At 62.3% G+C, this 25775-nt stretch carries 25 protein-coding genes; 19 read left to right on the forward strand and 6 right to left on the reverse strand.

Going from position 1 to position 25775, the window contains the following annotated elements:
* The first annotated feature begins 212 nt into the window (after positions 1–212).
* Positions 213–1379 carry an outer membrane protein transport protein gene (locus EB231_RS18715; protein ID WP_172350170.1) on the forward strand — a complete coding sequence of 389 codons (1167 nt, stop codon included), beginning with the start codon at positions 213–215 and terminating at the stop codon, positions 1377–1379.
* On the opposite strand, the gene EB231_RS18720 is transcribed toward EB231_RS18715, so the two are convergent.
* Positions 1369–1677: a hypothetical protein gene (locus EB231_RS18720; protein ID WP_172350171.1), complete on the reverse strand. Its 309-nt coding sequence runs from the start codon at positions 1675–1677 to the stop codon at positions 1369–1371. The two genes, EB231_RS18715 and EB231_RS18720, sit on opposite strands and share 11 nt — an antisense overlap.
* 75 nt (positions 1678–1752) lie before the next feature.
* Between EB231_RS18720 and EB231_RS18725 the strand changes: the two genes are divergently transcribed.
* The 3 genes from EB231_RS18725 to EB231_RS18735 all read left to right on the forward strand — a co-directional run bounded on the left by EB231_RS18725 (position 1753) and on the right by EB231_RS18735 (position 5790).
* Positions 1753–2958, forward strand: coding sequence for an OmpP1/FadL family transporter (locus tag EB231_RS18725; RefSeq protein ID WP_172350172.1), 1206 nt, complete (start codon positions 1753–1755; stop codon positions 2956–2958).
* Positions 2959–3248: 290 nt separating this feature from the next.
* On the forward strand, positions 3249–4973 hold the full coding sequence (gene ilvD, locus EB231_RS18730; RefSeq protein ID WP_172350173.1) for a dihydroxy-acid dehydratase: 1725 nt from the start codon (positions 3249–3251) through the stop codon (positions 4971–4973).
* Complete coding sequence (locus tag EB231_RS18735) at positions 4960–5790, forward strand: tetratricopeptide repeat protein (protein WP_172350174.1); 831 nt, start codon at positions 4960–4962, stop codon at positions 5788–5790. The genes ilvD and EB231_RS18735 overlap by 14 nt, the downstream gene beginning before the upstream one ends.
* 40 nt (positions 5791–5830) lie before the next feature.
* On the opposite strand, the gene EB231_RS18740 is transcribed toward EB231_RS18735, so the two are convergent.
* From EB231_RS18740 to erpA, 4 genes are all read right to left on the reverse strand, one after another.
* Positions 5831–6148, reverse strand: coding sequence for a hypothetical protein (locus EB231_RS18740; protein WP_172350175.1), 318 nt, complete (start codon positions 6146–6148; stop codon positions 5831–5833).
* A gap of 71 nt (positions 6149–6219) precedes the next feature.
* Positions 6220–7014, reverse strand: coding sequence for an exodeoxyribonuclease III (xth, locus tag EB231_RS18745; RefSeq protein ID WP_172350176.1), 795 nt, complete (start codon positions 7012–7014; stop codon positions 6220–6222).
* A gap of 14 nt (positions 7015–7028) precedes the next feature.
* Positions 7029–7427 (reverse strand): VOC family protein, encoded by a 399-nt coding sequence (locus EB231_RS18750; protein WP_172350177.1) that lies wholly within the window; start codon positions 7425–7427, stop codon positions 7029–7031.
* A gap of 4 nt (positions 7428–7431) precedes the next feature.
* Positions 7432–7779 carry an iron-sulfur cluster insertion protein ErpA gene (erpA, locus tag EB231_RS18755; RefSeq protein WP_013531288.1) on the reverse strand — a complete coding sequence of 116 codons (348 nt, stop codon included), beginning with the start codon at positions 7777–7779 and terminating at the stop codon, positions 7432–7434.
* 87 nt (positions 7780–7866) lie between these two features.
* On the opposite strand from erpA, the gene EB231_RS18760 reads away from it, so the two are divergent.
* The 13 genes from EB231_RS18760 to EB231_RS18820 all read left to right on the forward strand — a co-directional run bounded on the left by EB231_RS18760 (position 7867) and on the right by EB231_RS18820 (position 23905).
* The gene (locus EB231_RS18760; RefSeq protein WP_172350178.1) at positions 7867–9081 is read left to right on the forward strand and encodes a deoxyguanosinetriphosphate triphosphohydrolase; all 1215 of its coding nucleotides are present in this window, start codon (positions 7867–7869) and stop codon (positions 9079–9081) included.
* Positions 9082–9143: 62 nt separating this feature from the next.
* Positions 9144–10901, forward strand: coding sequence for an arginine--tRNA ligase (gene argS / locus EB231_RS18765; protein ID WP_172350179.1), 1758 nt, complete (start codon positions 9144–9146; stop codon positions 10899–10901).
* Positions 10902–11004: 103 nt separating this feature from the next.
* A complete protein-coding gene (locus EB231_RS18770) occupies positions 11005–14370 on the forward strand; it encodes an SPOR domain-containing protein (protein WP_172350180.1) in 3366 nt (1121 codons plus the stop codon).
* A 149-nt stretch (positions 14371–14519) separates the two neighbouring features.
* Complete coding sequence (gene nagZ, locus EB231_RS18775) at positions 14520–15539, forward strand: beta-N-acetylhexosaminidase (protein WP_172350181.1); 1020 nt, start codon at positions 14520–14522, stop codon at positions 15537–15539.
* A 62-nt stretch (positions 15540–15601) separates the two neighbouring features.
* A complete protein-coding gene (locus tag EB231_RS18780; protein ID WP_172350182.1) occupies positions 15602–16405 on the forward strand; it encodes a segregation and condensation protein A in 804 nt (267 codons plus the stop codon).
* Positions 16402–17169 (forward strand): SMC-Scp complex subunit ScpB, encoded by a 768-nt coding sequence (scpB, locus tag EB231_RS18785; protein ID WP_140773145.1) that lies wholly within the window; start codon positions 16402–16404, stop codon positions 17167–17169. Before EB231_RS18780 ends, scpB begins: the two co-directional genes overlap by 4 nt.
* A gap of 179 nt (positions 17170–17348) precedes the next feature.
* A complete protein-coding gene (locus EB231_RS18790; protein WP_013895102.1) occupies positions 17349–17570 on the forward strand; it encodes a twin-arginine translocase TatA/TatE family subunit in 222 nt (73 codons plus the stop codon).
* A gap of 29 nt (positions 17571–17599) precedes the next feature.
* Positions 17600–18367 (forward strand): Sec-independent protein translocase protein TatB, encoded by a 768-nt coding sequence (gene tatB / locus EB231_RS18795; RefSeq protein ID WP_172350183.1) that lies wholly within the window; start codon positions 17600–17602, stop codon positions 18365–18367.
* Positions 18364–19239 carry a twin-arginine translocase subunit TatC gene (tatC, locus tag EB231_RS18800; protein ID WP_172350184.1) on the forward strand — a complete coding sequence of 292 codons (876 nt, stop codon included), beginning with the start codon at positions 18364–18366 and terminating at the stop codon, positions 19237–19239. The genes tatB and tatC overlap by 4 nt, the downstream gene beginning before the upstream one ends.
* Positions 19240–19431: 192 nt before the next feature.
* Positions 19432–20736, forward strand: a complete 1305-nt coding sequence (gene serS / locus EB231_RS18805) for a serine--tRNA ligase (protein ID WP_172350185.1) — start codon at positions 19432–19434, stop codon at positions 20734–20736.
* Positions 20736–21494, forward strand: coding sequence for a 5'/3'-nucleotidase SurE (gene surE, locus EB231_RS18810; RefSeq protein ID WP_056572365.1), 759 nt, complete (start codon positions 20736–20738; stop codon positions 21492–21494). The genes serS and surE overlap by 1 nt, the downstream gene beginning before the upstream one ends.
* A complete protein-coding gene (locus EB231_RS18815) occupies positions 21491–22144 on the forward strand; it encodes a protein-L-isoaspartate(D-aspartate) O-methyltransferase (RefSeq protein ID WP_172350186.1) in 654 nt (217 codons plus the stop codon). The genes surE and EB231_RS18815 overlap by 4 nt, the downstream gene beginning before the upstream one ends.
* Positions 22145–22372: 228 nt before the next feature.
* Positions 22373–23905: a peptidoglycan DD-metalloendopeptidase family protein gene (locus EB231_RS18820; protein WP_172350187.1), complete on the forward strand. Its 1533-nt coding sequence runs from the start codon at positions 22373–22375 to the stop codon at positions 23903–23905.
* A 298-nt stretch (positions 23906–24203) separates the two neighbouring features.
* Here the strand turns inward: EB231_RS18820 and EB231_RS18825 are convergent, their stop codons facing one another.
* Positions 24204–25094 (reverse strand): ATP-binding protein, encoded by an 891-nt coding sequence (locus EB231_RS18825; protein ID WP_172350188.1) that lies wholly within the window; start codon positions 25092–25094, stop codon positions 24204–24206.
* On the opposite strand from EB231_RS18825, the gene EB231_RS18830 reads away from it, so the two are divergent.
* Both EB231_RS18830 and yajC read left to right on the forward strand, forming a co-directional pair.
* On the forward strand, positions 25078–25290 hold the full coding sequence (locus EB231_RS18830; RefSeq protein WP_172350189.1) for a hypothetical protein: 213 nt from the start codon (positions 25078–25080) through the stop codon (positions 25288–25290). The two genes, EB231_RS18825 and EB231_RS18830, sit on opposite strands and share 17 nt — an antisense overlap.
* A 94-nt stretch (positions 25291–25384) precedes the next feature.
* Entirely contained in the window at positions 25385–25726 is a 342-nt protein-coding gene (gene yajC / locus EB231_RS18835) for a preprotein translocase subunit YajC (protein ID WP_056572354.1), read from the forward strand.
* The last annotated feature ends 49 nt before the right edge of the window (positions 25727–25775 follow it).

A 25775-nucleotide genomic window follows, 5' to 3' on the forward strand; every position in this document is an offset into this window, starting at 1 on the left:
AGTGGCTTTTTTTGAGCCTTTTGGGGCGAATTTTTGTTGTTTCCTGGTCTGACAAGCACGCCTCGATCCGTTTTAGGCCTTGCGGCGCTTATCTGTATTTTGTCGAAAATGCGTTCGGCGAGCATGTACATGTACGCCCCGAGAATTCGTTGTTGCGCCGTTAACCTGAATTGGTTCTAGCTTGATGCACTCGAATTCGGGGGAGGAGATTCATGACCATTCTGCGACTGAAAGCGCTATTGGGGGCGGGGTGCTGTTCGCTGGCTTTGATGGGTTCGGCGCATGCCAGCGGTTTTTCGCGCGGCACCGCCGATACCGATATTCTTTTCGAGGATGGCAACTTCAATATGCGCACCAGCGTGACCTATGTCGCGCCCACTAGAAAATATTCGGTGAACCCGATGAATCCCTATCTGGTCGGGGAGAACTACTCAGACAGTTACGCCATTCCATCGGCTGCCGTTAAATTCAAGCTGACGGACAGTCTCTCCTGTGCCGGCACTCTCACGCAATCATACGGCGGCGCCGCGACTTGGTCTCGTTCGAGTGGCACGCTCGGCAAGCTGAATGAAGACTTCACCATGTATGAATATGGTGCGACTTGCGGGTTGAAGTTCGATCTCAGCAAAGGGCGTGTCTGGCTTATTGGCGGCGTTTATAACGAAGTCACCGATTACAATCTCGTTGCCGGTGCTCCTGTGGGCACAAGCATACCGGTCCTTGGTGTTGACCTGCATGACAGCAATTTCGGTTGGCGTGCCGGCATTGCGTACGAGATTCCGGAGATCGCGCTGCGCACGCAATTGATGTACCGTTCCGGCGTCGATATCAATGCCTCCGGCGCGGCAAGTTTTCAGGGGACGGATCTTCCTGGCGGAGCAACGGGACAAGCCAATTTTCCTCAATCGGTCGAGTTCAAGGCGCAAACCGGTATCGCTCCGGGCTGGCTCGCCTACGGTAGCGTGAAGTGGACGGATTGGTCCGTTACGGAAAGGTTGATGCTGAACGTGCCGGCGTTGGCGCTGAACAGCGGCAATCTGTATTTCTGGCGCGACGGTTGGACGGTCACCGGCGGCATCGGTCACAAGTTTAACGATCAATTCTCAGGGACTGTTTTTGCAGCCTATGACCGTGGCGTCAGCACCGGTTGGGACCTGACCGGCGACAGCTATACGATCGGCACAGGTGTTTCGATGAAGGATAAGTTGGGTGGCGAATTGCGCTTGGGCTTAGCGGCAATATATCTGGCCTCCGTTTCCGAGACCCAATACAATAACAGTTATGTACCTGGCAGCCCCGACCCGCGAAATGGCTTCAACCGTTCCGTGGACGGTGATTGGGGCTATGCGCTGTCGGCTGGCTACAGCATCAAGTGGTAACGAAGTTGATCTCTGGAGAAAGGCCGGGCAATGCCCGGCCTTTTCTTTTTCGGTTGCGCCGTCGCTCCAAAAGCAGTTGCTTAACTAAGTTGATCTTGACGTAAACGGAAGCTTTTTTGGCATGATGTTGCCATAATGTAACAGCTCCCAAATCGGCCGCCAGGGCATCATTCCTGGAAGATCTTGGCTGATTTTCCTTGTTTTTTTGAGATACGCCTCTGAAATCGGCTATTTCGCCTGGTTCAGTTAACCCGACATCGTGACGAGAGTACATTTCGCCGCAAGCGTACGTGTACACCTCTTGAAATCCTTGTTGCGTTAGCCATGCAAAGCGGTCTTGCTTGGGTTGCACTCGAATCCGGGGAGGAGATTCATGTTCGATCCGCGTCTGAAAGCGCTGCTGGGGGCGGGGTGCTTTTCGGTTGCTTTGATAGGCACGGTGATGGACACGGCGCATGCTGGCGGCCTTGAGCGCGGCGGCTACGACATCGACCTGTTGTTCGATCCGGCCCCCTTCACTTCGGACGTCAGCGGAACCTATGTCATGCCGCAGCGCGATCTCAAGAACGCGACGGACACGTCCGGCGGCGGGCTGACGGGCAAGAGTACCGCCCGTAATACAGAGGGCTACTGGGTGCCGTATGTCGGCGTCAAGGCAACGCTTGGCCATGGCGTTGACTGCATGCTTGACTATTCGCAGCCATGGGGTGCGAGTTCAAACCCCGGTATCTGGAACGGCTCCTATTCCAACATCAACACCCAGATCAAAAGCAACAACTATGCTGGCACCTGCTCCTACAAGATGGATGTCGGCAAGGGACAGCTTCGCTTCATCGGTGGCGTTTTCTACCAGGAAGTCTACGGCTTCAAGGAGAGCTATGCGAACCCGGCCTTGGGCACCACAATCGGTCGTGTTGACCTGAGCAGCAGCGGCTGGGGCTGGCGCGTTGGCGTCGCCTACGAAATTCCTGATATCGCGCTGCGCGCCAGCCTCGTCTACAATTCGCAGGTGAAGCTCGACAACATCGCGGGCACCTTGAATATTGTCGGCGATATATATGGCCCAACCCAGTCGATGCCGGACTCGCTGGAACTGAAATTGCAGTCGGGCATCGCGCCTGGCTGGCTCGCTTTCGGTTCAATCAAGTGGGTCAACTGGAGCCTGCTGCAAAGCATCCCGATCTGCCCGCAGGGGGTTCCGGCTTCTGTGTGCGTTACCGGTTCGGCGGCGGCCGTTACCTCGCTGGATCTGATGTATCGTGACGGCTGGACAGTCACTGGCGGCATCGGCCACCAATTCAACGAGCAGTGGAGCGGCGCGGCCCAGATTTCATGGGACCGCGGGACCTCGCACGGCTATGGCGACCAGACCGATACCTGGACGATTGGCGGCGGCGTCGCCTACACTCCCAAGCCCAACATCGAATTGCGCCTGGCTGGCGCGATCGGCGTGCTGACCAGCGGCCACTCGGGCGTGGTGAACGGCGAGAACGGATTTCAGGCGGGCACGGACGTCAGCTACGACTTTGGTAACGATCTGGTCTCCGCGATCTCAGGTGGCCTCAAGATCAAGTTCTAAGCCTATGAAAATACTAGAAAAAGTCCGGTAATTGCCCGGCCTTTTTCGTTTGCGCGGGCATTGTTGGTGATGCTGCTATCCAAGCTGCGTTGCATGGAAGCCGCACTGGGACTGCCTCGTGCGATTGTGACGTTTTGGCAACACTTTCTGAACAACCCCTGCGCTAAAAGTCAGGCCGAGGAAATTGCCTATTTCCCGCCATAAACCCGGCGCACCTCGAACCTGTCTCGGGACACGTGCCAAAAGGCCCGGCGACGAGGCAGGCCGCACCGCCCGCGGCAAGGATGAGAATGGACGCCAAGGTCATTTCAAAGGCTAAGCTCCCTAGCCGCCATGTGACTGTCGGTCCGGCGCGCGCGCCGCACCGGTCCTATCTCTATGCCATGGGGCTTTCCGCCGCCGAGATCGCGCAGCCGCTGGTCGGCGTAGCCTCGTGCTGGAACGAAGCCGCCCCCTGCAACATCTCGCTGATGCGCCAGGCGCAGGTGGTCAAGAAGGGGGTGGCGGCCGCCAATGGCACGCCGCGCGAATTCTGCACCATCACCGTCACCGACGGCATCGCCATGGGCCACCAAGGCATGAAGTCTTCGCTGGTGTCGCGCGAGGTCATCGCCGATTCGGTCGAACTCACCATGCGCGGCCATTGCTATGATGCACTGGTCGGCCTCGCTGGCTGCGACAAGTCGCTGCCAGGCATGATGATGGCCATGGTGCGGCTCAACGTGCCGTCGATCTTCATCTATGGCGGTTCGATCCTGCCCGGCAGCTATCGCGGCCGACAGATCACCGTACAGGATGTGTTCGAGGCGGTCGGCCAGCATTCGGTCGGTACGATCGGTGATGCCGAACTGCTCGAGATCGAGCAGGCCGCCTGTCCCTCGGCCGGCTCCTGCGGCGCCCAGTTCACCGCCAACACCATGGCTACCGTCGCCGAGGCGATCGGCTTGGCGCTGCCTTATTCCTGCGGCGCGCCGGCCCCTTACGAAATGCGCGACCGTTTCAATTTCGCCTCCGGCGAAAAGATCATGGAGCTGATCGCCAAGAACATCCGGCCGCGCGACATCGTCACGCTGAAGGCGCTGGAGAATGCGGCGACCGTGGTTTCGGCCACCGGCGGCTCGACCAACGCAGCGCTGCATCTGCCGGCGATCGCGCATGAGGCGGGCATCAAGTTCGACCTGTTCGACGTGGCGAAAATCTTCGAGAAGACGCCTTACATCGCCGATCTCAAGCCCGGCGGAAAATATGTCGCCAAGGACATGTTCGAGGCCGGCGGCATTCCGCTGTTGATGAAGACGCTGCTCGACCACGGCTATCTGCATGGCGACTGCCTGACGGTCACTGGCCGTACTTTGGCCGAAAATATGGAGCACGTTGCCTGGAATGAACACCAGGATGTGGTCCGCCCGGCCAACAGACCAATTACCCAAACCGGCGGTGTCGTGGGGTTGAAGGGAAACCTTGCCCCCGAAGGCGCGATCGTGAAGGTCGCGGGCATGGCGGAGTTGAAATTCTCCGGCCCGGCGCGCTGCTTCGATTCGGAAGAAGAATGTTTCGAGGCGGTGACGCATCGCAACTACAGGGAAGGCGAGGTTCTCGTCATCCGCTATGAAGGACCGCGCGGCGGCCCAGGCATGCGTGAGATGCTGTCGACGACGGCGGCCCTCTACGGCCAGGGCATGGGCGGCAAGGTGGCGCTGATCACCGACGGCCGCTTCTCGGGCGCGACGCGCGGCTTCTGCATCGGCCATGTCGGGCCGGAAGCGGCGGTTGGCGGTCCGATCGGTCTCATCCGGGATGGCGACATGATCTCGATCGATGCCGTGAACGGCACGATCGAAGTGGCGCTGACCGACGCCGAACTGGCGGCGCGGGCAAAGACATGGAAGGCGCGCACGACCGACTACCAGTCGGGCGCGATATGGAAATACGCGCAGACGGTCGGGTCTGCCAGGGATGGTGCGGTCACCCATCCGGGCGGTGCGAAAGAAACACACTGTTATGCGGATATCTGAGTTGTTGAGGTCATCTGTCCTTCCGGCACTGGTCGCTGTTGCGATCTTTGGCGCCGTGGGCCAGGCTTTGGCCTTCGACGACAAGGTGTTCGACGACAAGACCGGCGTGAAGCCGCAGTCCAGTCCATGGGCAGTGTTCCAGTTCGGCTTCTCCGCCTACAAGAACGGCCACAAGGAACAGGCCGCCGAGGCCTATAAGTACGCCGCCGAAAACGGCCAGATTGGCGCCACCTGGAAGCTTGCGCGCATGTATGCCGAGGGCGATGGCGTGGCCCGCGACGACTATGAGGCGTTCAAGTTCTTCTCGGAAATCGTCGACCAGGATGTCGAGCCCGGTTCTCCAGAGGAAAGCTACGTGTCGGACGCGCTGGTGGCGCTCGGCGACTATCTGCGCAAGGGCATTCCGGGCAGTCCGGTCACCGAGAACGAGGTGGCCGCGCAGGAATATTACATGCGCGCCGCCGCCAACTACCGCAACCCGAACGCCCAGTTCGAGATGGGGCAGATGTTTCTGAAAGGCGAGGGCGGCGTGAAGGCCAGCGTCAAGCAGGCCGGGCGCTGGTTCCAGCTCGCCGCCGAGAAGGGCCATGCCGGCGCGCAAGCGACGCTTGGCCATCTCTTGTTCCAGAGCGGCAAGATCGTTCGCGGCTTGGCGATGATGACCGCGGCGCTCGAACGCGCGTCGCCGGCCGACCAGCCCTGGATCCGAGGCATGCAGGAAGAGGCTTTTGCCGCGGCCGGTGAAGCTGATCGCCGCACGGCGATTTCGCTGGCGGATGATATCCTTACCAAGGGCACCGCCAACGCAGACCAGTAAGGGTGATCTTCCCCCGAGGGAGATCAGCTATCGGGAAAAATCAATTTTCGGTCGGTTCCGTCGGCACCATGCTTGGCGCGGGCGTCGAGATCGGCGTGACATGCAGGTGCGGCGCCATCTTGTTTTCGGGGCAGCTGTCGCCGACCTTGGTCCAGGATGTGTTGTTGAGCACCATGTCGCAGCGCGCCAGATGGCTCTGGTCGGCAACCGTCAGGCAGGCGACCTGACCGACCCGATAGGATTTTCCATTGGCGAGACATTCCGGGGCGGCGAAGGCCGGCAGCATGACGACCGTGGCGAATGCCAAGCCGATCGGACAAGCAACGAATCGAAAAGTCATGGAAACCCCCGCCGCCATGATGGTTCTACATCATGCGCCTGATTTGTGGCGATACAAAGCCGGGGCGATTCGATGGCGGAAGGGGCTGGTCAGGCTGGCTGCAGCGCGAGATCGATCGCCACCGGCACATGATCGGATGGCTTTTCCCAGGCGCGCACATGCTTTTCGATCGAGGCCGACGAGAATCGGTTGGCGGCTTCCGGCGACAGCAGCAGATGGTCGATGCGGATGCCGTTGTTCTTCTGCCAGGCACCGGCCTGATAGTCCCAGAAGGTGTAGGTGTCGGGCGCATCGGTCACCGCGCGCACCGCTTCGGTGAAGCCGAGATTGAGCAGCCGCCGGAACGCCTGCCGCGTCTGCGGCTGGAACAGCGCGTCGCCCAGCCAGTTCTCCGGGAAGCGCGCATCGATCGGCTCGGGAATGACGTTATAGTCGCCGGCCAGCACGAGTGCCTCTTCCAGTCTCAGCCGTTCTTCTGCCCAGCGTTCCAGACGGGCCATCCAGGACAGCTTGTAAGGAAACTTCTTGTCGTCATCGATCGGATTGCCATTCGGCAGATAGAGGGAGGCGACGCGAAGCGCGCCCTTGTCGGTCGAGAAGACGCCTTCGATGAAGCGCGCCTGCTCGTCGGTGTCGTCACCCGGCAACCCTCTGATGACTTCGTCAAAGCGCAGCTTCGACAGCAGCGCCACGCCGTTGAAACCCTTCTGGCCATGAGTTTCGACATTGTAGCCAAGCGCCTCGATCTCGGCGCGCGGGAACTGCTCGTCGACCGTCTTGATCTCCTGCAGGCAAACGATGTCGGGCGCGCTTTCGGTCAACCAATGGGTGAGGTTGCCGATGCGGGCGCGAACGCCGTTGATGTTCCAGGTGACGATTTTCATGACGCTCTCGGTGCTTATTCTGAGGGTTCTTGCGCTGGATGGCGTTCGACCAGGCCGATCGTATTGCCTGCCGGGTCCTTTAGGAAGGCCATCCACTCGCTTTCCCCCGCCGGACCGAACTGGCCCTCGGTATCGCGATGCACGAGCGCCGGCGGCGCGGTGAAGGGGACGCCCGCGGCTTTTGCCCCGGCGTGGAAGGCTTCGAGGCCCGTTATGTCGAGATAGACCGTGCCGGCGGGTATGCCGTCGGTGAACAGCAGCCGTACGGCGCCTGCCATGATGAAAGCGATGCCCGGTGGGTCGAAGCGGGCATGCACATTCATGCCGAGCACCTCGCGCCAGAAGGCGAGCGTCGAATCAAGATCGCGTCCGGCCGACAGCGCGACCTGACGGACCGCGCCGACGGCAGGCATGCCGCTAGATGGAGAAACTGGTGCCGCAGCCGCAGGAGGCGACCGCGTTCGGATTGCGGATCTGGAACGACTGGCCCATCAGGTCGTCGACGAAGTCGATCACCGACCCGCCCATATAGACCAGAGACAAATCGTCGATCAGCACCGTGGCGCCATCCTTCTCGATGGCGACGTCATCGTCGTTGCGTGTATCGACCAGATCGAACTTGTAGGAAAAGCCGGAGCAACCGCCGCCTTCGACGGAAACGCGCAACGCCGTCTTGCCGGCCTCGTTAGAGACAATCCTGGCGATCCGCTTGGCGGCGGCCTCGGTCATATCGACTTTCATGGCGGTCTTGGCATCCGCGCCCATGGGCGTCACCTTGCTTTCGGTTTCACATGATAGGTATGAAGCGCAAGCGGCCAAGTCAACTAGACCAGTCAACCTGCGGCATCGACCATGACCAACGAGTTGGGCGACATCGGATTCGGCTACCGGCCGCGCGCGGCCTATGCCACGGATCCGGCGCGCTCGCGCGGCCGGCTGTTCGACGAGGTCGAAAGCCCGACCCGCACGCCGTTCCAGCGCGACCGCGACCGCATCATCCATTCGACGGCGTTCCGGCGACTCAAGCACAAGACCCAGGTCTTCATCGCCCATGAAGGCGACCATTATCGCACAAGGCTGACCCATTCGATCGAGGTGGCCCAGATCGCGCGTGCTCTGGCGCGGGCGCTGCGTGGCGACGAGGATCTGGCCGAAGCTGTGGCGCTGGTGCATGATTTCGGCCACACGCCTTTCGGCCACACCGGCGAGGACGCGCTGAACGACAAGATGGCCGCCTGGGGCGGTTTCGATCACAATGCGCAATCGCTGCGTATCGTGACCCGGCTGGAAGCGCGCTACGCCGAATTCGACGGGCTGAACTTGAGCTGGGAGACGCTGGAAGGCCTGGTCAAGCACAATGGCCCGCTGACGGACAGCAGCGGCAAGGGCCTGAAAGGGCCGGTGCCGCAGGCGATCCGCGATTACTCAGAGCTGCAGGATCTCGAACTGGACCACTTCGCCGGCATCGAGGCGCAGTGCGCCGCCATCGCGGACGATATCGCCTACAATACGCATGACATCGACGACGGCTTGCGGGCAGGGCTGCTGACGCTCGACATGCTGGAGGCCGTCTCGCTGCCGGGAGCGATCCTGCGGGGGGTGCGCCAACGCTATCCGGCGCTCGATGGCGTGCGCACCGGCCACGAACTGATGCGGCGGCAGATCACCGCCATGGTCGAGGATGTCATCGTTTCCGCGACCGCCAATCTGGAGCGTGTCGGCCCGCGCAATGCCGATGCTGTGAGGGCGGCCGGCGAGACGATGGTGGCCTTTTCCACCGAGATGGCCGCGGCCGAGAAGGAACTGAAGGCCTTTCTCTACAAGCACCTCTATCGGCACAAGGAGGTGATGCGGGTGCGCGCCGGCGCCGAGCAGATCGTCAGGGACCTGTTCGACGTCTATTTCGCCGATCCGCGCGCCATGCCCGACGGCTGGCGCGAGGGGCTGGACCGGGCCGAGGACCGCATCAAGGCGCGCAGCGTGGCCGATTTCCTGGCAGGGATGACCGACACCTACGCGCTCAAGGAACATCGGCGTTTGTTTGACCGCACCCCGGATTTGAGCTAGGGCGGGCGCGATTTTGCCGGCCAACGAGCCGGATTCACCATAAAGCCGCCAGAGCAATACCCATGAACATCTTCGCCGATTTCACCGCGCGAGTCACAAAGGCTGTCGAAGCGCTTGATCTGAAAGACAAGGACGGCGTTTCGCCTGACCTGTCGCGCATTGCCGTCGAACCGCCGCGCGACCCCAGCCATGGCGATCTCGCGACCAATGCGGCAATGGTGTTGGCCAAGCCCACCGGCCAGAACCCGCGCGCGCTGGCCGAAAGGCTGGCACTGGCGCTTCGGGGCGACAAGGATGTCGCCGCCGTCGACGTCGCCGGTCCCGGCTTCGTCAATCTGAGGCTGAAGGACGGTTTCTGGCAGGCTCATCTGTCGGCACTTCTGGGCGAGGGCCGCGATTATGGCCGCTCGACGATCGGCGCCGGCCGGAAAACCAATGTCGAATATGTCTCGGCCAACCCGACGGGGCCGATGCATGTCGGCCATTGCCGGGGCGCCGTGGTGGGCGACGCGCTCGCCAATCTGATGGCGTTTGCCGGTTACGACGTGACCAAGGAATATGTCATCAATGATGCCGGCGGACAGATCGACGTGCTCGGCCGCTCGGTCATACTGCGGTATCGAGAGGCGCTCGGCGACGAGATCGGCGAGATACCGGCCGGCCTGTATCCAGGTGATTACTTGGTTCCTCTCGGCCAGGCGCTGGCGAAAGAATTCGGCCGCAGCCTGCTCCAAATGCCGGAGGATGAGGCGCTGGCCATCGTCAAAGACCGCGCAATCGACGCGATGATGGCGATGATTCGCGATGATCTGGCGCTGCTCAACGTGCATCACGACGTGTTCTTCTCCGAACGCACGCTGCACGCCGACAATGCCAGGAAAATCCGCCTGGCGATCAATGATCTGACGCTGAAGGGCCATATCTACAAGGGCAAGCTGCCGCCGCCCAAGGGCGAGAAGCCGGACGACTGGGAAGACCGCGAGCAGACGCTGTTCCGCTCGACGGCGGTCGGCGACGACATGGACCGGGCGCTGGTCAAGTCCGACGGCTCGTTCACCTATTTCGCCGCCGATGTGGCGTATCTGAAGGACAAGGTCGATCGCGGCTTCGTCGACCTGATCTACGTGCTTGGCGCCGACCATGGCGGCTACGTCAAGCGGCTGGAGGCCTTGGCGCGGGCGATTGCCGGCGACGACGTGAAGCTCACGGTCCTGCTTTGCAATCTGGTCAAGCTATTTCGCGACGGCGAGCCGGTCCGTATGGGAAAAAGGGCTGGGAATTTCATCACCGCGCGCGAAGTCATTGAAGAGGTGGGCCGCGACGCGGTGCGCTTCATGATGCTGTTCCGCAAAAGCGATGCACCGCTCGATTTCGACTTCGCCAAGGTCACCGAGCAATCCAAGGACAATCCGGTGTTTTACGTGCAGTACGCTTCGGCGCGCTGCCATTCGGTGTTCCGGCAGGCAAGCGAGCAATTGGGCGAGGCGAATTTCGACCGCGGCAGCCTGGCGGCCGCCGTCGCGTCGCTGACCGACGAGGGCGAGATCGGCCTGATCCGCAAGCTCGCCGAATATCCACGCCTGATCGAATCCGCCGCTCTTGCGCTGGAGCCGCATAGGCTGGCATTTTACCTCTATGATCTGGCTTCCAGTTTCCATGGACACTGGAACCGGGGCACGGATAATCCGGACTTACGTTTTGTTAAGGTTAACGACCGACAATTGACTCATGCCAGACTAGGGCTGGTGCAGGCTGTTTCGGACGTTCTGACGTCCGGCCTGACGTTGATCGGAGCCGCAGCGCCCACCGAAATGCGTTAGGTTTGACTAAAAAACCTGTCACCTTTTGCCCACATTGCGCTGGTAAGGGCCAACCCTGCGCGACGTCCATGGCGTCCGAATGAGTGCGAGTTCGGGAACAATAATGGCAGACAGAACCCAGCTGAGAGTAGCCGACAACAACGACATCGCTGACGATGATCCGTTCGCGGAACTGACCAGGATCATGGGATTCGACCCGCGCCAGCCGGTCAAGCAGCAGGCGCCGGTACAGGCTCCTGTCGCCAACCAGCCCGTGCAGGAGGACGATTTCGACATCGACCTCGAAAAGGAGTTGATGGGCGAGTTCGACACTGGCGACAGTGCGGCCGCTCCATCCGTCGAGGTTCATGAGCCGACATTCGAAACGGCGGCCACGCACGCGGCCGACGATGGCCTTGCGCTGTCGCTAGACGACGACTTCCATCTGGACTTCACGGGTGCCGATGAGCAGGGGCTGGTCGCCAGCCATGCCAATCCTCACGCTGCCGAAGCCGCGCCATCCGTCGAACCTGCCTTCGACGCCGATTTCGACAATGCCGTTGCCAGTTCGCTGGAAGACGTTTCGCCCTTCGAAGACGATCTGCCGATGGAGGACGAGCTTGCCGCGTCGCTCGATCAGGATTTCCACATCGAGGACGATACCGTCGAAGCTCGGCATGCGGTGGCCGAAGTGCCGGCGGCTGTGGAGCCCGATCATCAATTCGACGATGCGGTCGCGCTTTCGCTCGAAGATGAGCTGATGCTTGACGACCATCCGGCGGATCAGCGCCATGTGGCTGCGACCGCGGTCGACTATTCGGAGCCGGCACCGGCCGTTGCGAATGAGGCCCAGGCGACTTCCGACGAGGATTTCACGGGTCATTTCGACGACGCCATGGCTGATGTCGACATGGATTTTGACGTTCAGGCAGACGAGCCGGTGGCCTTTGACGCAGCGGATGCGCACGACGTGCTCGCCGATGCCGTGAACCCGGAAGGTGAGTTCTCAGGCCCCGAAGCCGTTTCGGATGATGCTTTCGATCTGACTTTGGACGATGCGTTCGCCGAGCCTGCCGAAGAGCCGGTCGCCGAGGTTGCGGCTGCGGTCCAGCCGATGGCCCCGGCGGCGGTCATGGCCGAGCCGGTGCGGGCCAACGCAGCGGACGAACGGAGCCTCGAAGACGAATTGAACGCGCTTCTGGGCGCGATGACGGCGCGCACGCCGCCGCCGGTCAACGAGCCTGTCGTTGCTCGGCCTGTTGTAGCCCAGCCGGCTGTTGCTCTCCCTCAGGTCCATGTCGCCGCACCGGCGAAGGTCTCCGAGGAACCTGCCGATCTCGTTGGCGATCTCGACTGGGATCTTGACGACCATGCGCCCGAGAATCCGCATCCTTCGAGTGGCGTTCACGCCGCCGATGCCGACCTCGACAATCTGCTGCTCGACGAAATTCAGGGCCAGGATCTTGGTTCGGATGCCGCTGACCATGTCGATCTCGACGATGATGCGTTCGATGCGGCCCTGGCCAGGAGTCTCGATGCGCGCCACGAGACAGCTTCCGAGCAGGATCAGGCCGATTCCTTCGATTGGCTGGCTGAACGCTCAGTGCCGACGGAGCCAACCCGTTCGTGGAGCCGCGTGACACCAGTTCCCCAGCAGCCGGCATTTGCCACGCAGCCGGCCGCTTCGATGGCGGCCAGGGCCGCCGCACCGGAAGTGGCCCCGGCAGTGGCTGTGGTGCCGACCTATCGCGCGCCCGAGCCGGTTGCGGCTGCTGCCCATGCAGCCCCTGTATCCACACCGCAGCCGCGACAGCCGTCGCGCTATGAAGAGATGCCCGATGTCGAAACTGTCGATGTGCCGGAGCGCGTCGTGGCGCTGGCGGACGATCTCGACATTCCGGAACTGCATTTCGAGGAAGATGAGCCGGCCTCGCCTGGCTATGACGATCTCGACGCCGAGTTCGCCAGCCTTCTGACGGAAATGAATTCGGTGGAGGTCGCGCCTGCTCCAGCTGCTCCCGCAAGCAGCGCTGCCTATGCCGACGAATCCTACAATGCCGGATTCAATTCGGGATATGAGAAGCCCAATCCGGGATATGAGAGTCTCAATCCGGGATATGAGAGGTCCAATACGGGATACCAGGCGCCGGCATACGAAGAAGCCAAGCCTGCCTATCACACTGAAGCGCGGACCTATGCGGCGCGGCCGGCGGAAACGCCTGCTCGTGCTGCGGCGAACACTGGCTATGCCGATGCCTCGGAAGGCTTCGATCTCGACAATCTGCCCGGCAGCCAGCCGGTCTCGCAGGCGGACGATTTCACCGTCGATGAACTCGACTACGACCCCGAACTGGACGAGGCCATGTCCGTTCCGGGTCTCGGCGAGCGGGAAGCGGCCACGTCGTCGGGCCGTCGCGGCCTGTTCATCGCTGCGATCGTCGGCGCCGTTGCGGTCGCGGGCGGTCTTGGCGCCTTTGCGTTGTCCTTCGGCGGCAAGGGCGGCAGCGAAGCTCCGGTGATCGTCAAGGCCGACAATTCGCCGATCAAGGTCAAGCCGGAAAATCCGGGCGGCACCGTGGTGCCGAACCAGGACAACAAGGTCTACGACGCGGTGGTCAAGGGCGCGAAACCCGCCGAACCGGTGCAGCAGAAGCTTGTCACCAACACCGAGGTGCCGGTGGACGTGCAGGCAAAGGATCCGGCCCGCGCCATAGATCTTTCTCCTGACCAGAGTGCTGCCGTTGGCGGAGCCGACGACGGCAACGCCTCGCCCACCGCCAATGCGGCTCCGGCCGACAATGCGGCGCCGGCGCCCAAGTCCGAGGATCGCATCGCGCAGGTGCTGCAGGATGCCGACAAGGGCACCAACACCGATGTCGTCGCCGTTGCGCCGCGCAAGGTGCGGACCATGGTTGTCAAGTCGGATGGCTCGCTGGTGCCGCGCGAGGACCCGGCGCCCGCCACACCGCAGGTCGCGGCTGCTGAGCCGACCGATCCGGCGCCGCAGCATGTCGCGCCGTCTGCCGATGCCGATCAGACCGGCACCGTGGCGCCTGCCGCCGCCCAGTCGGACGACGAACCGGCTCTCAAGCCGGCAGCCAAACCGGCCAAGGCCCAGTCGGCAAACACCCCGGCCAAGGTTGCGATCGCGCCGCAGCGCCCATCCGACCAGCCGGTCGACGTCGTCGGCGAGGTCAAGCCCGATCAGGTCGCTTCCATCGATCCGGCAACCACGGCGACCGGTGGCGGTTCGTGGTCGATGCAGGTTGCTTCGCAGCCTACGGTGGAAAGCGCCCAGTCGACCTACCAGGACCTGCAGCGCCGCTATGGCAGCGTGCTTGCCGGTCGCACCGCCAACATCGTCAAGGCCGAGATCGCCGGCAAGGGCACGTTCTACCGCGTCCGCGTCGCGGCCCAGTCGCGCAACGATGCCATCAACCTGTGCACCAGCTACAAGGCGGCTGGCGGCAACTGCTTCGTCTCGCGCTAGGCGCCGATCAATCAATCAAGCCGGCGCGGTCCTCGATCGCGGCGGCTTTTTCGTGTGCCCAGCGTTTTCATGTGGAAGCACTTCTGGCGTTGGACCGCATGTGATCGCAAGCGATTCCCTTTGGACGCGCGAAGCCCTAAACTCCTGACATGACCGAATCAAAATCCATGATCCTCGGCTGTGCCGGGAAATCGCTCACCCGCGAAGAAATCAATTTCTATCGCAATGAATGCCCGTGGGCCTTCATCTTGTTTGCCCGCAACATTGGCGAGACCGAGCAGATCCGCGATCTGGTCGCCGAAATGCGCGACTGTATCGGACGCCCGGACGCGCTCGTTTTCATCGACCAGGAGGGAGGCCGGGTGCAACGCCTGCGGCCACCGCTGGCTCCCAACTATCCGGCCGGCGGGGCGCTTGGCGCGCTGTGGCGCGACGATCACGACGCCGGCGCCCGTGCCGCATGGCTGATGGCGCGCCTGCACGCATTCGACCTGTTGCGCTACGGCATCACGGCGGATTGTCTGCCGGTGCTCGACGTGCCGATCGAAGGCGCCAGCGATGTAATCGGCGCGCGCGCCTACGGCAAGGACCCGCGCGCGGTCATCGAACTCGGCCGTGCCGCGGCCGAAGGCCTGATGTCCGGCGGTGTGCTGCCGGTGATGAAGCATATTCCGGGGCATGGCCGGGCCTTTGCCGACACGCATTTCGAGCTGCCAACGGTCGACGCTTCGCTCAGCGATCTGCAGCGGCATGATTTCGCCCCGTTCCGGGAGCTCAACCATCTGCCGATGGCAATGACGGCGCATGTCGTCTACAGCGCCATCGACCCCAACAACCCGGCGACCACCTCCGGCAAGGTCATCGACGAGATCATCCGCCGCGAGATCGGCTTCGATGGGCTCTTGATGAGCGACGACACCTCGATGAAGGCACTTTCTGGGGATTTCCCGACAAAGGCGGCCTCGATCCTTGCGGCGGGCTGCGATCTGGTCCTTCACTGCAATGGCGTTTTCGAGGAGATGGCGGGCATCGCGTCGCGGACCAAGGGGCTTGAAGGCAAGTCTCTGGAGCGCGCAAAGCGGGCGATGACCTATATAAAGAAACACGACGCGGTCGAGGAAACCGAGATACGCGCTGAATTCGCCACCTATTTCGATGCGGTGGCCTAACGAGGGAAGTGACAGGGACAGTGGCGGAAACATTGGAAAGCAAGGCCGCGAAGGCCGCACCGATGGACCGTCTTTGGGCCGAGAATGACGATTCACGCGTCACCGGCGACCCCTCGCTGGTTGTCGACGTCGCCGGCTTCGAAGGTCCGCTCGACCTTCTCCTTCATCTCGCGCGCACCCAGAAGGTCGATCTGGCGCGCATCTCGATCCTGGCTCTGGTCGAGCAGTATCTGACGTTTGTCGAGACGGCGAGGGCGCTGCGGCTGGAGCTTGCAGCCGACTATCTGGTGATGGCGGCGTGGCTGGCGTTCCTGAAGTCGAAGCTCCTGATCCCCAAGCAGCCTGGCGAAGAAGGCGAAAGCGGCGAGGAACTGGCGGCGGTGTTGCAATTCCGTCTGAAGCGGCTCGAGGCCATGCGTGATGCGGCGTCGCGTCTCGTCAACCGCAACCGGCTCGGTCGAGACGTGTTCGCGCGCGGCATGCCCGAAATGGTCATTATCGAGAAGCGCAACACCTATTCGGCGTCGCTCTACGACCTCTTGACCGCCTACGCCCAGCAGCGGCAGAAGCAGGCGATCACCAATGTGACGATCGCCCGGCGCGGCGTCTGGTCGCTCAAGGACGCGCGCGATATCCTGACCCGGCTGATCGGCTCGCTGCGGGACTGGACGTCTCTCGACAGCTTCCTCATCCAATATATGACCAGCCCGGAAGAGCGGCGCACGGCGATCGCCAGCTCATTCGCGGCGACACTGGAACTGGTGCGCGAGCGCAAGATGGATGTGCGGCAGGACGAGGTGTTCGCGCCGATCTATCTGCGCGACCACCGCGCACCGGTAATCAAGGCAGTCGAGGTTGCATCATGAGCGAACGCGCCAACGCTTCGGTTATCCCCTTCAAGGTGGATGATGGGCCGGATGAGGGCGATCTCGACCAGGCTTCGCCCCAGAATCCGCCACAGAATCCGGCCGAGCGCCTGCATATGGCGGAGGCGGTGCGCATGGCCGAGGCGATCGTGTTCGCCAGCGCCGAACCGGTCAGCGAAAAGCAGCTTGCCGCGCGCCTTCCCGATGGCATCAACATCGCTCTCGCAATGGACGAGTTGCAGCAGGTCTATGCCCGGCGCGGCGTCAATCTGGTGCGGGTCGGCGACGCCTGGGCGTTCCGCACCGCCGGCGACTTGGCCTTCCTGATGAGCCGCGACACCGTGCAGCAGCGCAAGTTGTCGCGCGCGGCGCTCGAAGTGTTGGCGATCATCGCTTACCACCAGCCGGTGACACGAGCCGAGATCGAGGACATCCGCGGTGTGGAGACCTCGAAGGGCACGCTCGACACGCTGCTCGAGACGGAATGGGTGCGCATGCGCGGCCGTCGCAAGACGCCCGGCCGTCCCGTCACCTACGGTACCACCGAAACCTTCCTCGACCATTTCGCGCTCGAGGAAATCCGCGATCTTCCCGGCATGGAGGAGTTGAAGGGCGCCGGCCTGCTTTCGGGCCGCATGCCGTCGAACTTCTCCATTCCGCAGCCGCCGGCCGACCCGGATGCGCTGACCGAGGACGAGGATCCGCTGACCGACATCGACCTCGAGGAACTCGGCCTTTTGACGCCGCGCGTCACGGAAGATTGACCGCAAGCGTCTATCAAAAGCGGCTTTACGTCTTTACATGCGCCGTTTGGTAGCGGGCCACCTTGCCGAAAATGCGTGACATCCGCCAGCCTTTCATAAACTCTGTCGCAGTTGTGTTTGAATCCCAACGCGAAAACGCATAGATCATCGCCAGGGAAAACATTCGAGAGAGATTTGCTATGGGTTCATTTTCGATTTGGCATTGGATGATCGTGCTGGTCATCGTGCTTCTGGTGTTCGGCCGCGGCAAGATTCCGGAGCTGATGGGCGACATGGCCAAGGGCATCAAGAGCTTCAAGAAGGGCATGGCGGACGACGACGTCGCCGAGGACAAGCGTACCGTCGAACACCGTGCCGACGAGACCGTTTCGGCCGTGAAGGAAAAGGCCAGCAAGAGCTGAGCCAAGAGTTCTAGTCGGAACAGATTGCCATGTTTGAAGTCGGCTGGACCGAAATGCTGGTGATCGCGATCGTTATGATCGTGGTCGTCGGGCCGAAGGATTTGCCCAATATGCTGCGCACCTTCGGCCGCACGACGGCGAAGCTGCGCGCCATGGCGGCCGATTTCCAGAAGCAGTTCAACGAAGCGCTGAAGGAAGCCGAACTCGACGACGTCAAGAAATCGGTCGACGAGCTCAGGGGCCTCAGCCCGGTTGCCGAAATCAAGAAGCAGCTCAATCCGTTCGAACAGGCGGCGGCCGATGTGCGCGCCGGCGTCGACGCCGCGATGAAGCCGAAGCCTGCCGTTGATCCGGCTACGCCCGCCGCTTCGACGCCACAGCCGGCCGAACCGTTGAAGAATGGCGCAACGGAAATGCCTGGCGTCAATGCGGCGGGAGCTGCGGCGCCAACACCGGTTTTCCCGGCGATGACCGATGAATCGGTGGTATCGGCATCCGCGGAAGCTGCCGTGGGGCCAAAGGCATCCGCGGTCAAGAAGGTTGCCAAGTCGGCACCGGTGGCAAAAGCGCCTGCCAAGGCCTCGACATCCGCGAAGACTGCGACGGCAAAAGCCACACCAGCAGTGACGGCAAAAGCAGCACCTGCGTCCAAAGCATCGACAAAGGTCGCGACGGCAGCAAAGCCTGCAACCGCCGCTGCGACGAAGCCCGCCGCCAAGGCCGTGGCGAAAGCCGAACCGAAACCTGCCGCGGCGAAGAAGCCGGTGGCCAAAAAGACGGCTGGAGCCGCCAAGTGAGCGTTTCGGACAAGGAAAAGGACGAGATCGAGAAATCGTCCGCTCCCCTGATGGAGCATCTGATCGAGCTGCGTCGGCGGCTGATCTGGTCGCTGGGCGGCTTTTTCGTCGCCTTCCTGGTTTGCTTTTTCTTCGCCAAGAAGCTGTTCAATCTTCTGGTCGTCCCGTTCAAATGGGCGACGAAATGGGCGGGGCTCGACCCGCACAAGGTCGAGTTGATCTACACCGCGCCGCAGGAGTTCTTTTTCACGCAGGTCAAGCTCGCCATGTTCGGCGGCATGGTCATCGCCTTTCCGCTGATCGCCACGCAGATCTACAAATTCATCGCGCCCGGCCTCTACAAGAACGAGCGCAACGCTTTCCTGCCGTTCCTGATCGCGTCGCCGATCCTGTTTCTGATGGGCGCCTCGCTGGTCTATTTCTTCTTCACGCCGATGGTGATGTGGTTCTTCCTTGCCATGCAGCAGGCCGGTACCGACGAGCAGGTACAGATTTCGCTGCTGCCGAAAGTGTCGGAATATCTCAGCCTGATCATGACGCTGATCTTCTCCTTCGGCCTGGTGTTCCAGCTGCCGGTGGTGACCAGCCTGATGACCCGCGTCGGCATGCTGTCGTCCAAGGCGCTGGCCGAGAAGCGCAAATGGGCGATCGTCATCGCCTTCGTCGTCGCGGCGGTGCTGACGCCGCCCGATCCGATGAGCCAGATCGGCTTGGCCATTCCAACCATCCTGCTCTACGAGGTCGCCATCTGGGCCGCGCGGTGGATCGAGCGCAGCCAGGAGCGCGAGCGCCTGGCACGCGAGAAGCAGGAAGCCGCCGAGACCGTGGCGGACAAGGCACCGGACGAACCTCCGGCGCCGGCAGCCTCCTAAGAACATCAACGCGGCGGAAAACGACAACCGCCGCCCAGCCTCATCTTGCATCGGTCAAGGATGCGGTTTACGCCCTCTGACTGAAACGCATCGCCATCAAGGCGGTGCGTTTCAGTTTTTGTTTTGAGCATGTCGTTGTCCCAAAACCGCTGCGCACTTTTGGGCGACATGCTACCCGAGGACGGATAGACCATGCTTGACATCAAATGGATTCGCGACAACCCGAAGGCCCTTGTCGAGGCGCTGGCCAAGCGCTCGTGGTCGGCGGCAGAGGCGCAGTCCACGGTCGATGATTTGATCGCCAGGGACGAGGCGCGGCGTGAGCACGTCACCGAGCTGCAGACCAAGCAGGAGCGCCGCAACGCCGCCTCCAAGGAGATCGGCAACGCCATGCGTTCGGGCGATGCCGCCCTTGCCGAGAAACTGAAAGCCGAAGTCGGCGAGATCAAGACCTTTATCCAGAATGGCGAGGCGCGCGAACGCGAGCTCGACAAGGCGCTGAACGATGCGCTGGCGGTGCTGCCCAACGTGCCGTTCGACGATGTGCCGGTCGGCAAGGACGAGCACGACAATGTCGTCAAGCACGTCGTCGGCAAGGTGCCGACGCGGCCGAACTGGGTGAAGGAACATTTCGAGATCGGCGAAGCGCTCGGGATGATGGATTTCGAGCGGGCAGCAAAGCTGTCGGGCTCGCGCTTCACCGTGCTGAAGAGCGGCCTGGCGCGGATGGAACGCGCGATTGGCCAGTTCATGCTCGACCTGCACACGACCGAACATGGCTATGAGGAAGTCATCCCGCCGCTGATGGTCCGCGACGAGGTGCTTTTCGGCACCAACCAACTGCCGAAGTTCGAGGAGGATCTGTTCTTCACGCCGCACGGGGAGGGCAGGCTTGGCCTGATCCCCACCGCCGAGGTGCCGCTTACCAATCTCGTGCGCGAGGAAATCACAGCGTATGAAAAACTGCCGCTGCGCTACACGGCGCTGACGCCTTGCTTCCGCTCGGAAGCAGGCTCGGCCGGACGCGACACGCGCGGCATGCTGCGTCAGCACCAGTTCTACAAGGTCGAGCTGGTGTCGATCACCGACCAGGAATCATCGCTTGCCGAGCATGAGCGGATGACTGAGTGTGCCGAGGAAGTGCTGAAGCGCCTGGAGCTGCCGTTCCGCACCATGGTGCTGTGCACCGGTGACATGGGTTTTGGCGCGCGCAAGACATATGACATCGAGGTCTGGCTGCCCGGCCAGAACGCCTATCGCGAAATCTCGTCCTGCTCGGTCTGCGGCGATTTCCAGGCGCGCCGCATGGACGCCCGCTACAAGGACAAGGATGGCAAGGGCAATCGCTTCGTCCATACGCTCAACGGTTCGGGCACCGCTGTCGGCCGCGCTCTCATAGCTGTCATCGAAAACTACCAGAATGAGGATGGCAGCGTAACCATTCCTGAAGTGCTGCGCCCTTACATGGGCGGTCTGGAAAAGATCGAATCGAAATAATGCGCATTCTTCTGACCAATGACGACGGCATTCATGCCGAGGGACTGGCGTCGCTCGAACGCGTTGCCCGCACGCTCTCCGACGATGTCTGGGTGGTGGCACCGGAGCAGGACCAGTCCGGCTATGCGCATTCGCTGTCGATCTCGGAGCCGTTGCGGCTGCGCAAGATCGGCGAGAAGCATTTTGCCGTGCGCGGCACGCCGACCGACTGCGTTATCATGGGGGTGAAGAAGATCCTGCCTGGAGCGCCCGACCTGATCCTGTCCGGCATCAATTCCGGCGCCAATATCGCCGACGACGTGACCTATTCGGGGACCGTCGCCGGCGCCATGGAAGGCGCGCTGCTCGGCATCCGCTCGATCGCGCTCAGCCAGGGCTACTCCTATGTCGGCGAGGATCGCGTCGTCCCCTACGAAACCACCGAAGCGCTAGCGCCGGCACTGCTGAAGAAGCTCGTCGCGACGCCTCTGCCGGACGGCGTGCTGCTCAACGTCAATTTCCCGAACTGCCTTCCCGAGGAGGTCGCCGGCACGGTGGTCACCTCGCAGGGCAAGCTCGTGCACAGCCTGTGGGTCGACGAGCGCCGTGACGGGCGCGGCCTGCCTTACTATTGGCTGCGATTTGGCCGCGAGCCGGTCGAGGGCAAGCGAGGCACCGATCTCTACGCCTTGCGCAATCGCCTGGTGTCGGTGACGCCGTTGCAGCTCGACCTCACCGCGCATGAGATCCGCGACCAGCTGAGCAAGGCGCTTGCATGAACCTGCCAATCGATGACCGCGAAGGATTTGCCGCTTTCCTCCTGCGCCTGCGCGGCAGGGGAACCGTGCCGAAGGCATTGATCGCGGCTTTCGAGGCGACGCCACGGCGCGGTTTCCTGGCAGCGCAGTTCCACCAGATCGCCTGGTCCGACCGCATGCTGCCGATCGAGTGCGGCGAGGCGATAGAAGGCGCGGACATGCAAGCGGCGGTGATCGCGGCACTTGCCATCGAGCCCGGCAATCGCGTGCTCGAGATCGGCACCGGCTCCGGCTACACGGCGGCGGTAATGTCACGGCTGGCGGCACGGATCGTCACCATCGACCGCTACAAGACGCTTGTCGAACAGGCCAGGCAGCGCTTCGAGGCGCTCGGCATCGGCAACGCCATAGTGCGCCAGGCCGACGGTTCCGGCGGTCTGCCTGCCGAAGGGCCGTTCGACCGTATCGTCGCCTGGGCCGCCTTCGACAGCTTGCCGCGCTTCCTGCTCGACCAACTGTCGAGCGGTGGCATCGTCATCGCGCCGATCGGTCCGGAGGAGGGCGAGCAGGTGCTGGCCAAGCTCACCAAGGTCGGCAGCCGTTTCGAGCGTGAGGATATCGGCCTCGTGCGGCTGCAGCCGATCTTGCGCAGCGTCGCTGCGGTGATCTAGCGCATATCGCCGTTTCATGGAAACGGCGAACCGCTCTAACTCCTTGTTTTGACGCAATTCCGGACGGGAAACCGTTCACACTTTTCTTGGAATTGCTCCAGGCGCCTCCAGCGCGCTCGAAAATGTTTTAAGAAAATTTTCGTCGGATTCTAATGGGTTAACCGCCCAGTAACATTAACGCGCTTTAATCCTGTCTCAGTTGGTGCAGAGTTTGTGCGGGTTAGTGCGATGCAACTCAGTTTTTTGAAGGCAAATAGTCGCAATCTGGCGCGGGGCTGCGCCGTTCTTGTGATTGCAGGCGCGGCCGCCGGGTGCAGTTCCCAGGCGTCGCGGTTCAACAGTGTCGACGACGTCTTCACATCCTCGACCAACAATCAGCGTGCCATCATCAACAAGCAGGATGCCGTGCAGCCCTATCCGGGCGATGTCTCGGCAGCCCCGCTCGACGGCAGCCACACGCAGTCGGTCAGCCGCTCCAGCCTCGAGCCGGTCTCCAGCCGGCCGCTGCCTCCGCCCGTTTCAGCCCAGGCGCAACCCGCTCCGGCACTCGCGCCTGCCGCCAATCCCGTGCGTGTCGCATCAGCACCGGCCATGGTTCGGCCTGCTCCTCATGTCGACAGGACGACGACCGGCACTGTCGAGCCGGCCGCGAAGCCATTCAAGAATGCCCAGCCCGACGCGCCGAAGATGGCGCAGGCCGGCACGCCGCATGCGACCGAGATCGTCGTCAGGGACGGCGAAACCATTTCCGGCCTGGCGGCGCATTACAAGGTGCCGGCCGATGTCATCATGAAGGTGAATGGCCTGAGTCCGACCAAGGGGCTTAAGACCGGCCAGAAGATCGTCATCCCGGCCTATGCCTATTCGAGCAAGGCTGAACCGAAAGTCGCGGACGCAAAACCGGCAAAAGACGGCAAGCACGACCTGCCGGCCACCGCGCCGGACAAGGTCGCCGTTCTGCCGCAGCAGCCGAAACTCAAGGAGGGCAAGTCCGCCGCTCAGGTCGATGCTTCGGCCGCCGCGAGCCAGCCCAAGGAGCCCAAGCCCGCGCAGGTGGCCAAGGCAACCGGCGCCGCCGGTACCTACACGGTCCAGTCGGGCGACACGATGTCCTCGATTGCCAGGAAGACCGGCGTTGGCGTCGTGGCGCTGAAGCAGGCCAACGGCATGAAGGACGGTTTGCTCAAGATCGGCCAGACCCTGAAAGTGCCGGCCGGCGGAACGGCAACGGTCGCCAGTGCAAAGCCGGCGAAGGTCGATCCGGTGACCACGGCAACCACGCAGCCTCCTGCAAAGACCACGCCATCGGAAACACTGGCGTCCTACACGCCGCCGAAGAAGGATGCGAAAGTCATCCAGCAGGCAGAGGACGACGATGCGGTGGCTCCCGATGCCACCGGGATCGGCAAGATGCGCTGGCCGGTGCGCGGCCGGGTGATCTCCGGCTTCGGATCGGGCAAGGATGGCGTCGACATCGCCGTGCCCACGGGCACGCCGATCAAGGCGGCCGAAAACGGCGTCGTCATCTACGCCGGCGACGGGCTCAAGGAATTCGGCAACACGGTGCTTGTGCGCCACGAGAACGGCCTGGTCACCGTCTACGGCCATGCCAGCTCGATCGAGGTGCAGCGTGGCCAGAAGGTCAAGCGCGGCCAGGAAATCGCACTCTCAGGCATGAGCGGCACGACGGACTCGCCGAAGCTGCACTTCGAAGTGCGCAAGAACTCGGCGCCGGTCGATCCTTCGACCTATCTCGAATAGAATAAAAAAAGCGATTTGCGGGCCGTCTGACCTCCAGTCCGGCCCGCCGGCTCAGCCCGTTCCGCGAGGAACGGGCTTTTTCAGTTTTGTTTGAGAGATTTGTATTTCTAGGCGGATGGACTTCGTTCGTCCCACTCTGGTGCAAAGGTCCACTGGCGATTGATTGACATGTCCAATGGGCGCTGGCTCCGGGTGCGCGAAGGCTCGACTGCATCATCATCCGGGAAGGATAAACGCCAGCGTGAACGCTGCCATCCATCTGGAACGTTTGCTGCAAACAGCCAATTGAGTTTCGATCTCAATCCTTCAGCGGCTTGCCAAGCCGGCCGGCCAGATCCTGCGTGAACTGCCAGGCGACGCGACCCGAGCGGCTGCCGCGCGTCGTCGCCCATTCCAGCGCCTCGGCGCGCAGCTGCTCGGGATCGATGTCGAGGCCATGATGGCTGGCATAGCCGTTGATCATCTCGAGATATTCGTCCTGCGAGCATTTGTGAAAGCCGAGCCAAAGTCCGAAACGATCGGACAGCGAGACCTTTTCCTCGACCGCCTCGGACGGGTTGATGGCTGTCGAGCGCTCATTGTCGATCATGTCGCGCGGCAACAGATGACGGCGGTTCGAGGTGGCGTAGAAGATGACATTGGCCGGGCGCCCCTCGACGCCGCCCTCAAGCGCCGCCTTCAGCGACTTGTAGGATGTATCGTCGTGATCGAAGGACAGATCGTCGCAAAACAGGATGAAGCGGAAGGGGGCTGCCTTCAGCAAGCCCATCAGCTTCGGCAGCGTGTCGATGTCCTCGCGGTGGATCTCGATCAGCTTCAGCGGCAGGTCGGATTTGGCCTTTTGTGATTTGGCCTTGGCATTGATCTCGGCATGCACGGCCTTGACCAGCGACGATTTGCCCATGCCGCGCGCGCCCCACAACAGCACATTGTTGGCCGGATGGCCGGCGGCAAAGCGCTCGGTGTTGTCGACAAGGATGTCGCGGACACGGTCGACGCCCCGGATCAGGCCGATATCGACGCGGTTGACCTTGCGCACCGGCTCCAGATAGCCCGGATCGGCCTGCCAGACGAAGCATTCGGCCTCACCAAGGTCGGTTTCGGGCACGGGCGGCGGGGCGAGGCGGCTGACAGCCTCGATCAGGCGGTCAAGTTTCTTGTTGAGGGCGTCGATGCTGCTGTCGGTCATTTCAGGTCTTTTGGTTCGTTTCCTTGGGGCGGGCAGGTGGGACCCGTTCGATTCCGTCGGGTTCGAAACCGGTTCCAACCTTTTGTTCGAGCGTGATCTTTTCCGAAAACCGGCTCGCGCTTTTCGCGATCATGCTCTAACACGGCCCGGCAGGCCGGAAAAGCAGCCGATTTGCCCGGCCGCGCAGTTGCATTGACAACTTTACCGACTATATTCCGGCCAAATTTCAAGGGGCCGCCAAGCTCCGCAGGACGGTTGGCGGCTGTTTTCAAAATTCAGGAGTACTCTCGATGTTCGTGACACCGGCATACGCCCAAGGCATCGGCGGCACCTCTCCCGATATGCTCATCAGCATTTTGCCGTTTGTCCTGATTTTCGTGATCATGTATTTTCTGATCATCCGCCCGCAGCGCACGCAGCTGAAGAAGCGCGGCGAGATGCTGGCGGCGGTCCGTCGCGGCGATACTGTTGTCACCGGCGGCGGGTTCGTCGGCAAGGTGACCAAGGTGATCGACGACAACGAGCTCGAGATCGACCTCGGCGGCGGTACCAAGGTGACGGCGCTGCGCTCGACGATCGCCGACGTGCGCGTCAAGGGCGAACCCGTGGCGAACCAGAACGCCAAGAAATAACCTAATTCCAGGCGGAGCGATCCGCGGACACGCTCTGACGGACGACGCC

It is taken from the genome of Mesorhizobium sp. NZP2298, assembly GCF_013170825.1.
GTDB lineage: Bacteria > Pseudomonadota > Alphaproteobacteria > Rhizobiales > Rhizobiaceae > Mesorhizobium.

Excerpts from the sequence above, each read along its gene's own strand:
- EB231_RS18715 (WP_172350170.1), top strand. The coding sequence starts at position 213 with ATGACCATTCTGCGACTGAAAGCGCTATTGGGGGCGGGGTGCTGTTCG.
- EB231_RS18725 (WP_172350172.1), top strand. The coding sequence starts at position 1,753 with ATGTTCGATCCGCGTCTGAAAGCGCTGCTGGGGGCGGGGTGCTTTTCG.
- ilvD (WP_172350173.1), top strand. The coding sequence starts at position 3,249 with ATGGACGCCAAGGTCATTTCAAAGGCTAAGCTCCCTAGCCGCCATGTG.
- EB231_RS18735 (WP_172350174.1), top strand. The coding sequence starts at position 4,960 with ATGCGGATATCTGAGTTGTTGAGGTCATCTGTCCTTCCGGCACTGGTC.
- EB231_RS18740 (WP_172350175.1), bottom strand. The coding sequence starts at position 6,148 with ATGGCGGCGGGGGTTTCCATGACTTTTCGATTCGTTGCTTGTCCGATC.
- xth (WP_172350176.1), bottom strand. The coding sequence starts at position 7,014 with ATGAAAATCGTCACCTGGAACATCAACGGCGTTCGCGCCCGCATCGGC.
- EB231_RS18750 (WP_172350177.1), bottom strand. The coding sequence starts at position 7,427 with ATGCCTGCCGTCGGCGCGGTCCGTCAGGTCGCGCTGTCGGCCGGACGC.
- erpA (WP_013531288.1), bottom strand. The coding sequence starts at position 7,779 with ATGGGCGCGGATGCCAAGACCGCCATGAAAGTCGATATGACCGAGGCC.
- EB231_RS18760 (WP_172350178.1), top strand. The coding sequence starts at position 7,867 with ATGACCAACGAGTTGGGCGACATCGGATTCGGCTACCGGCCGCGCGCG.
- argS (WP_172350179.1), top strand. The coding sequence starts at position 9,144 with ATGAACATCTTCGCCGATTTCACCGCGCGAGTCACAAAGGCTGTCGAA.
- EB231_RS18770 (WP_172350180.1), top strand. The coding sequence starts at position 11,005 with ATGGCAGACAGAACCCAGCTGAGAGTAGCCGACAACAACGACATCGCT.
- nagZ (WP_172350181.1), top strand. The coding sequence starts at position 14,520 with ATGACCGAATCAAAATCCATGATCCTCGGCTGTGCCGGGAAATCGCTC.
- EB231_RS18780 (WP_172350182.1), top strand. The coding sequence starts at position 15,602 with ATGGACCGTCTTTGGGCCGAGAATGACGATTCACGCGTCACCGGCGAC.
- scpB (WP_140773145.1), top strand. The coding sequence starts at position 16,402 with ATGAGCGAACGCGCCAACGCTTCGGTTATCCCCTTCAAGGTGGATGAT.
- EB231_RS18790 (WP_013895102.1), top strand. The coding sequence starts at position 17,349 with ATGGGTTCATTTTCGATTTGGCATTGGATGATCGTGCTGGTCATCGTG.
- tatB (WP_172350183.1), top strand. The coding sequence starts at position 17,600 with ATGTTTGAAGTCGGCTGGACCGAAATGCTGGTGATCGCGATCGTTATG.
- serS (WP_172350185.1), top strand. The coding sequence starts at position 19,432 with ATGCTTGACATCAAATGGATTCGCGACAACCCGAAGGCCCTTGTCGAG.
- surE (WP_056572365.1), top strand. The coding sequence starts at position 20,736 with ATGCGCATTCTTCTGACCAATGACGACGGCATTCATGCCGAGGGACTG.
- EB231_RS18815 (WP_172350186.1), top strand. The coding sequence starts at position 21,491 with ATGAACCTGCCAATCGATGACCGCGAAGGATTTGCCGCTTTCCTCCTG.
- EB231_RS18820 (WP_172350187.1), top strand. The coding sequence starts at position 22,373 with ATGCAACTCAGTTTTTTGAAGGCAAATAGTCGCAATCTGGCGCGGGGC.
- EB231_RS18830 (WP_172350189.1), top strand. The coding sequence starts at position 25,078 with ATGCTGCTGTCGGTCATTTCAGGTCTTTTGGTTCGTTTCCTTGGGGCG.
- EB231_RS18825 (WP_172350188.1), bottom strand. The coding sequence starts at position 25,094 with ATGACCGACAGCAGCATCGACGCCCTCAACAAGAAACTTGACCGCCTG.
- yajC (WP_056572354.1), top strand. The coding sequence starts at position 25,385 with ATGTTCGTGACACCGGCATACGCCCAAGGCATCGGCGGCACCTCTCCC.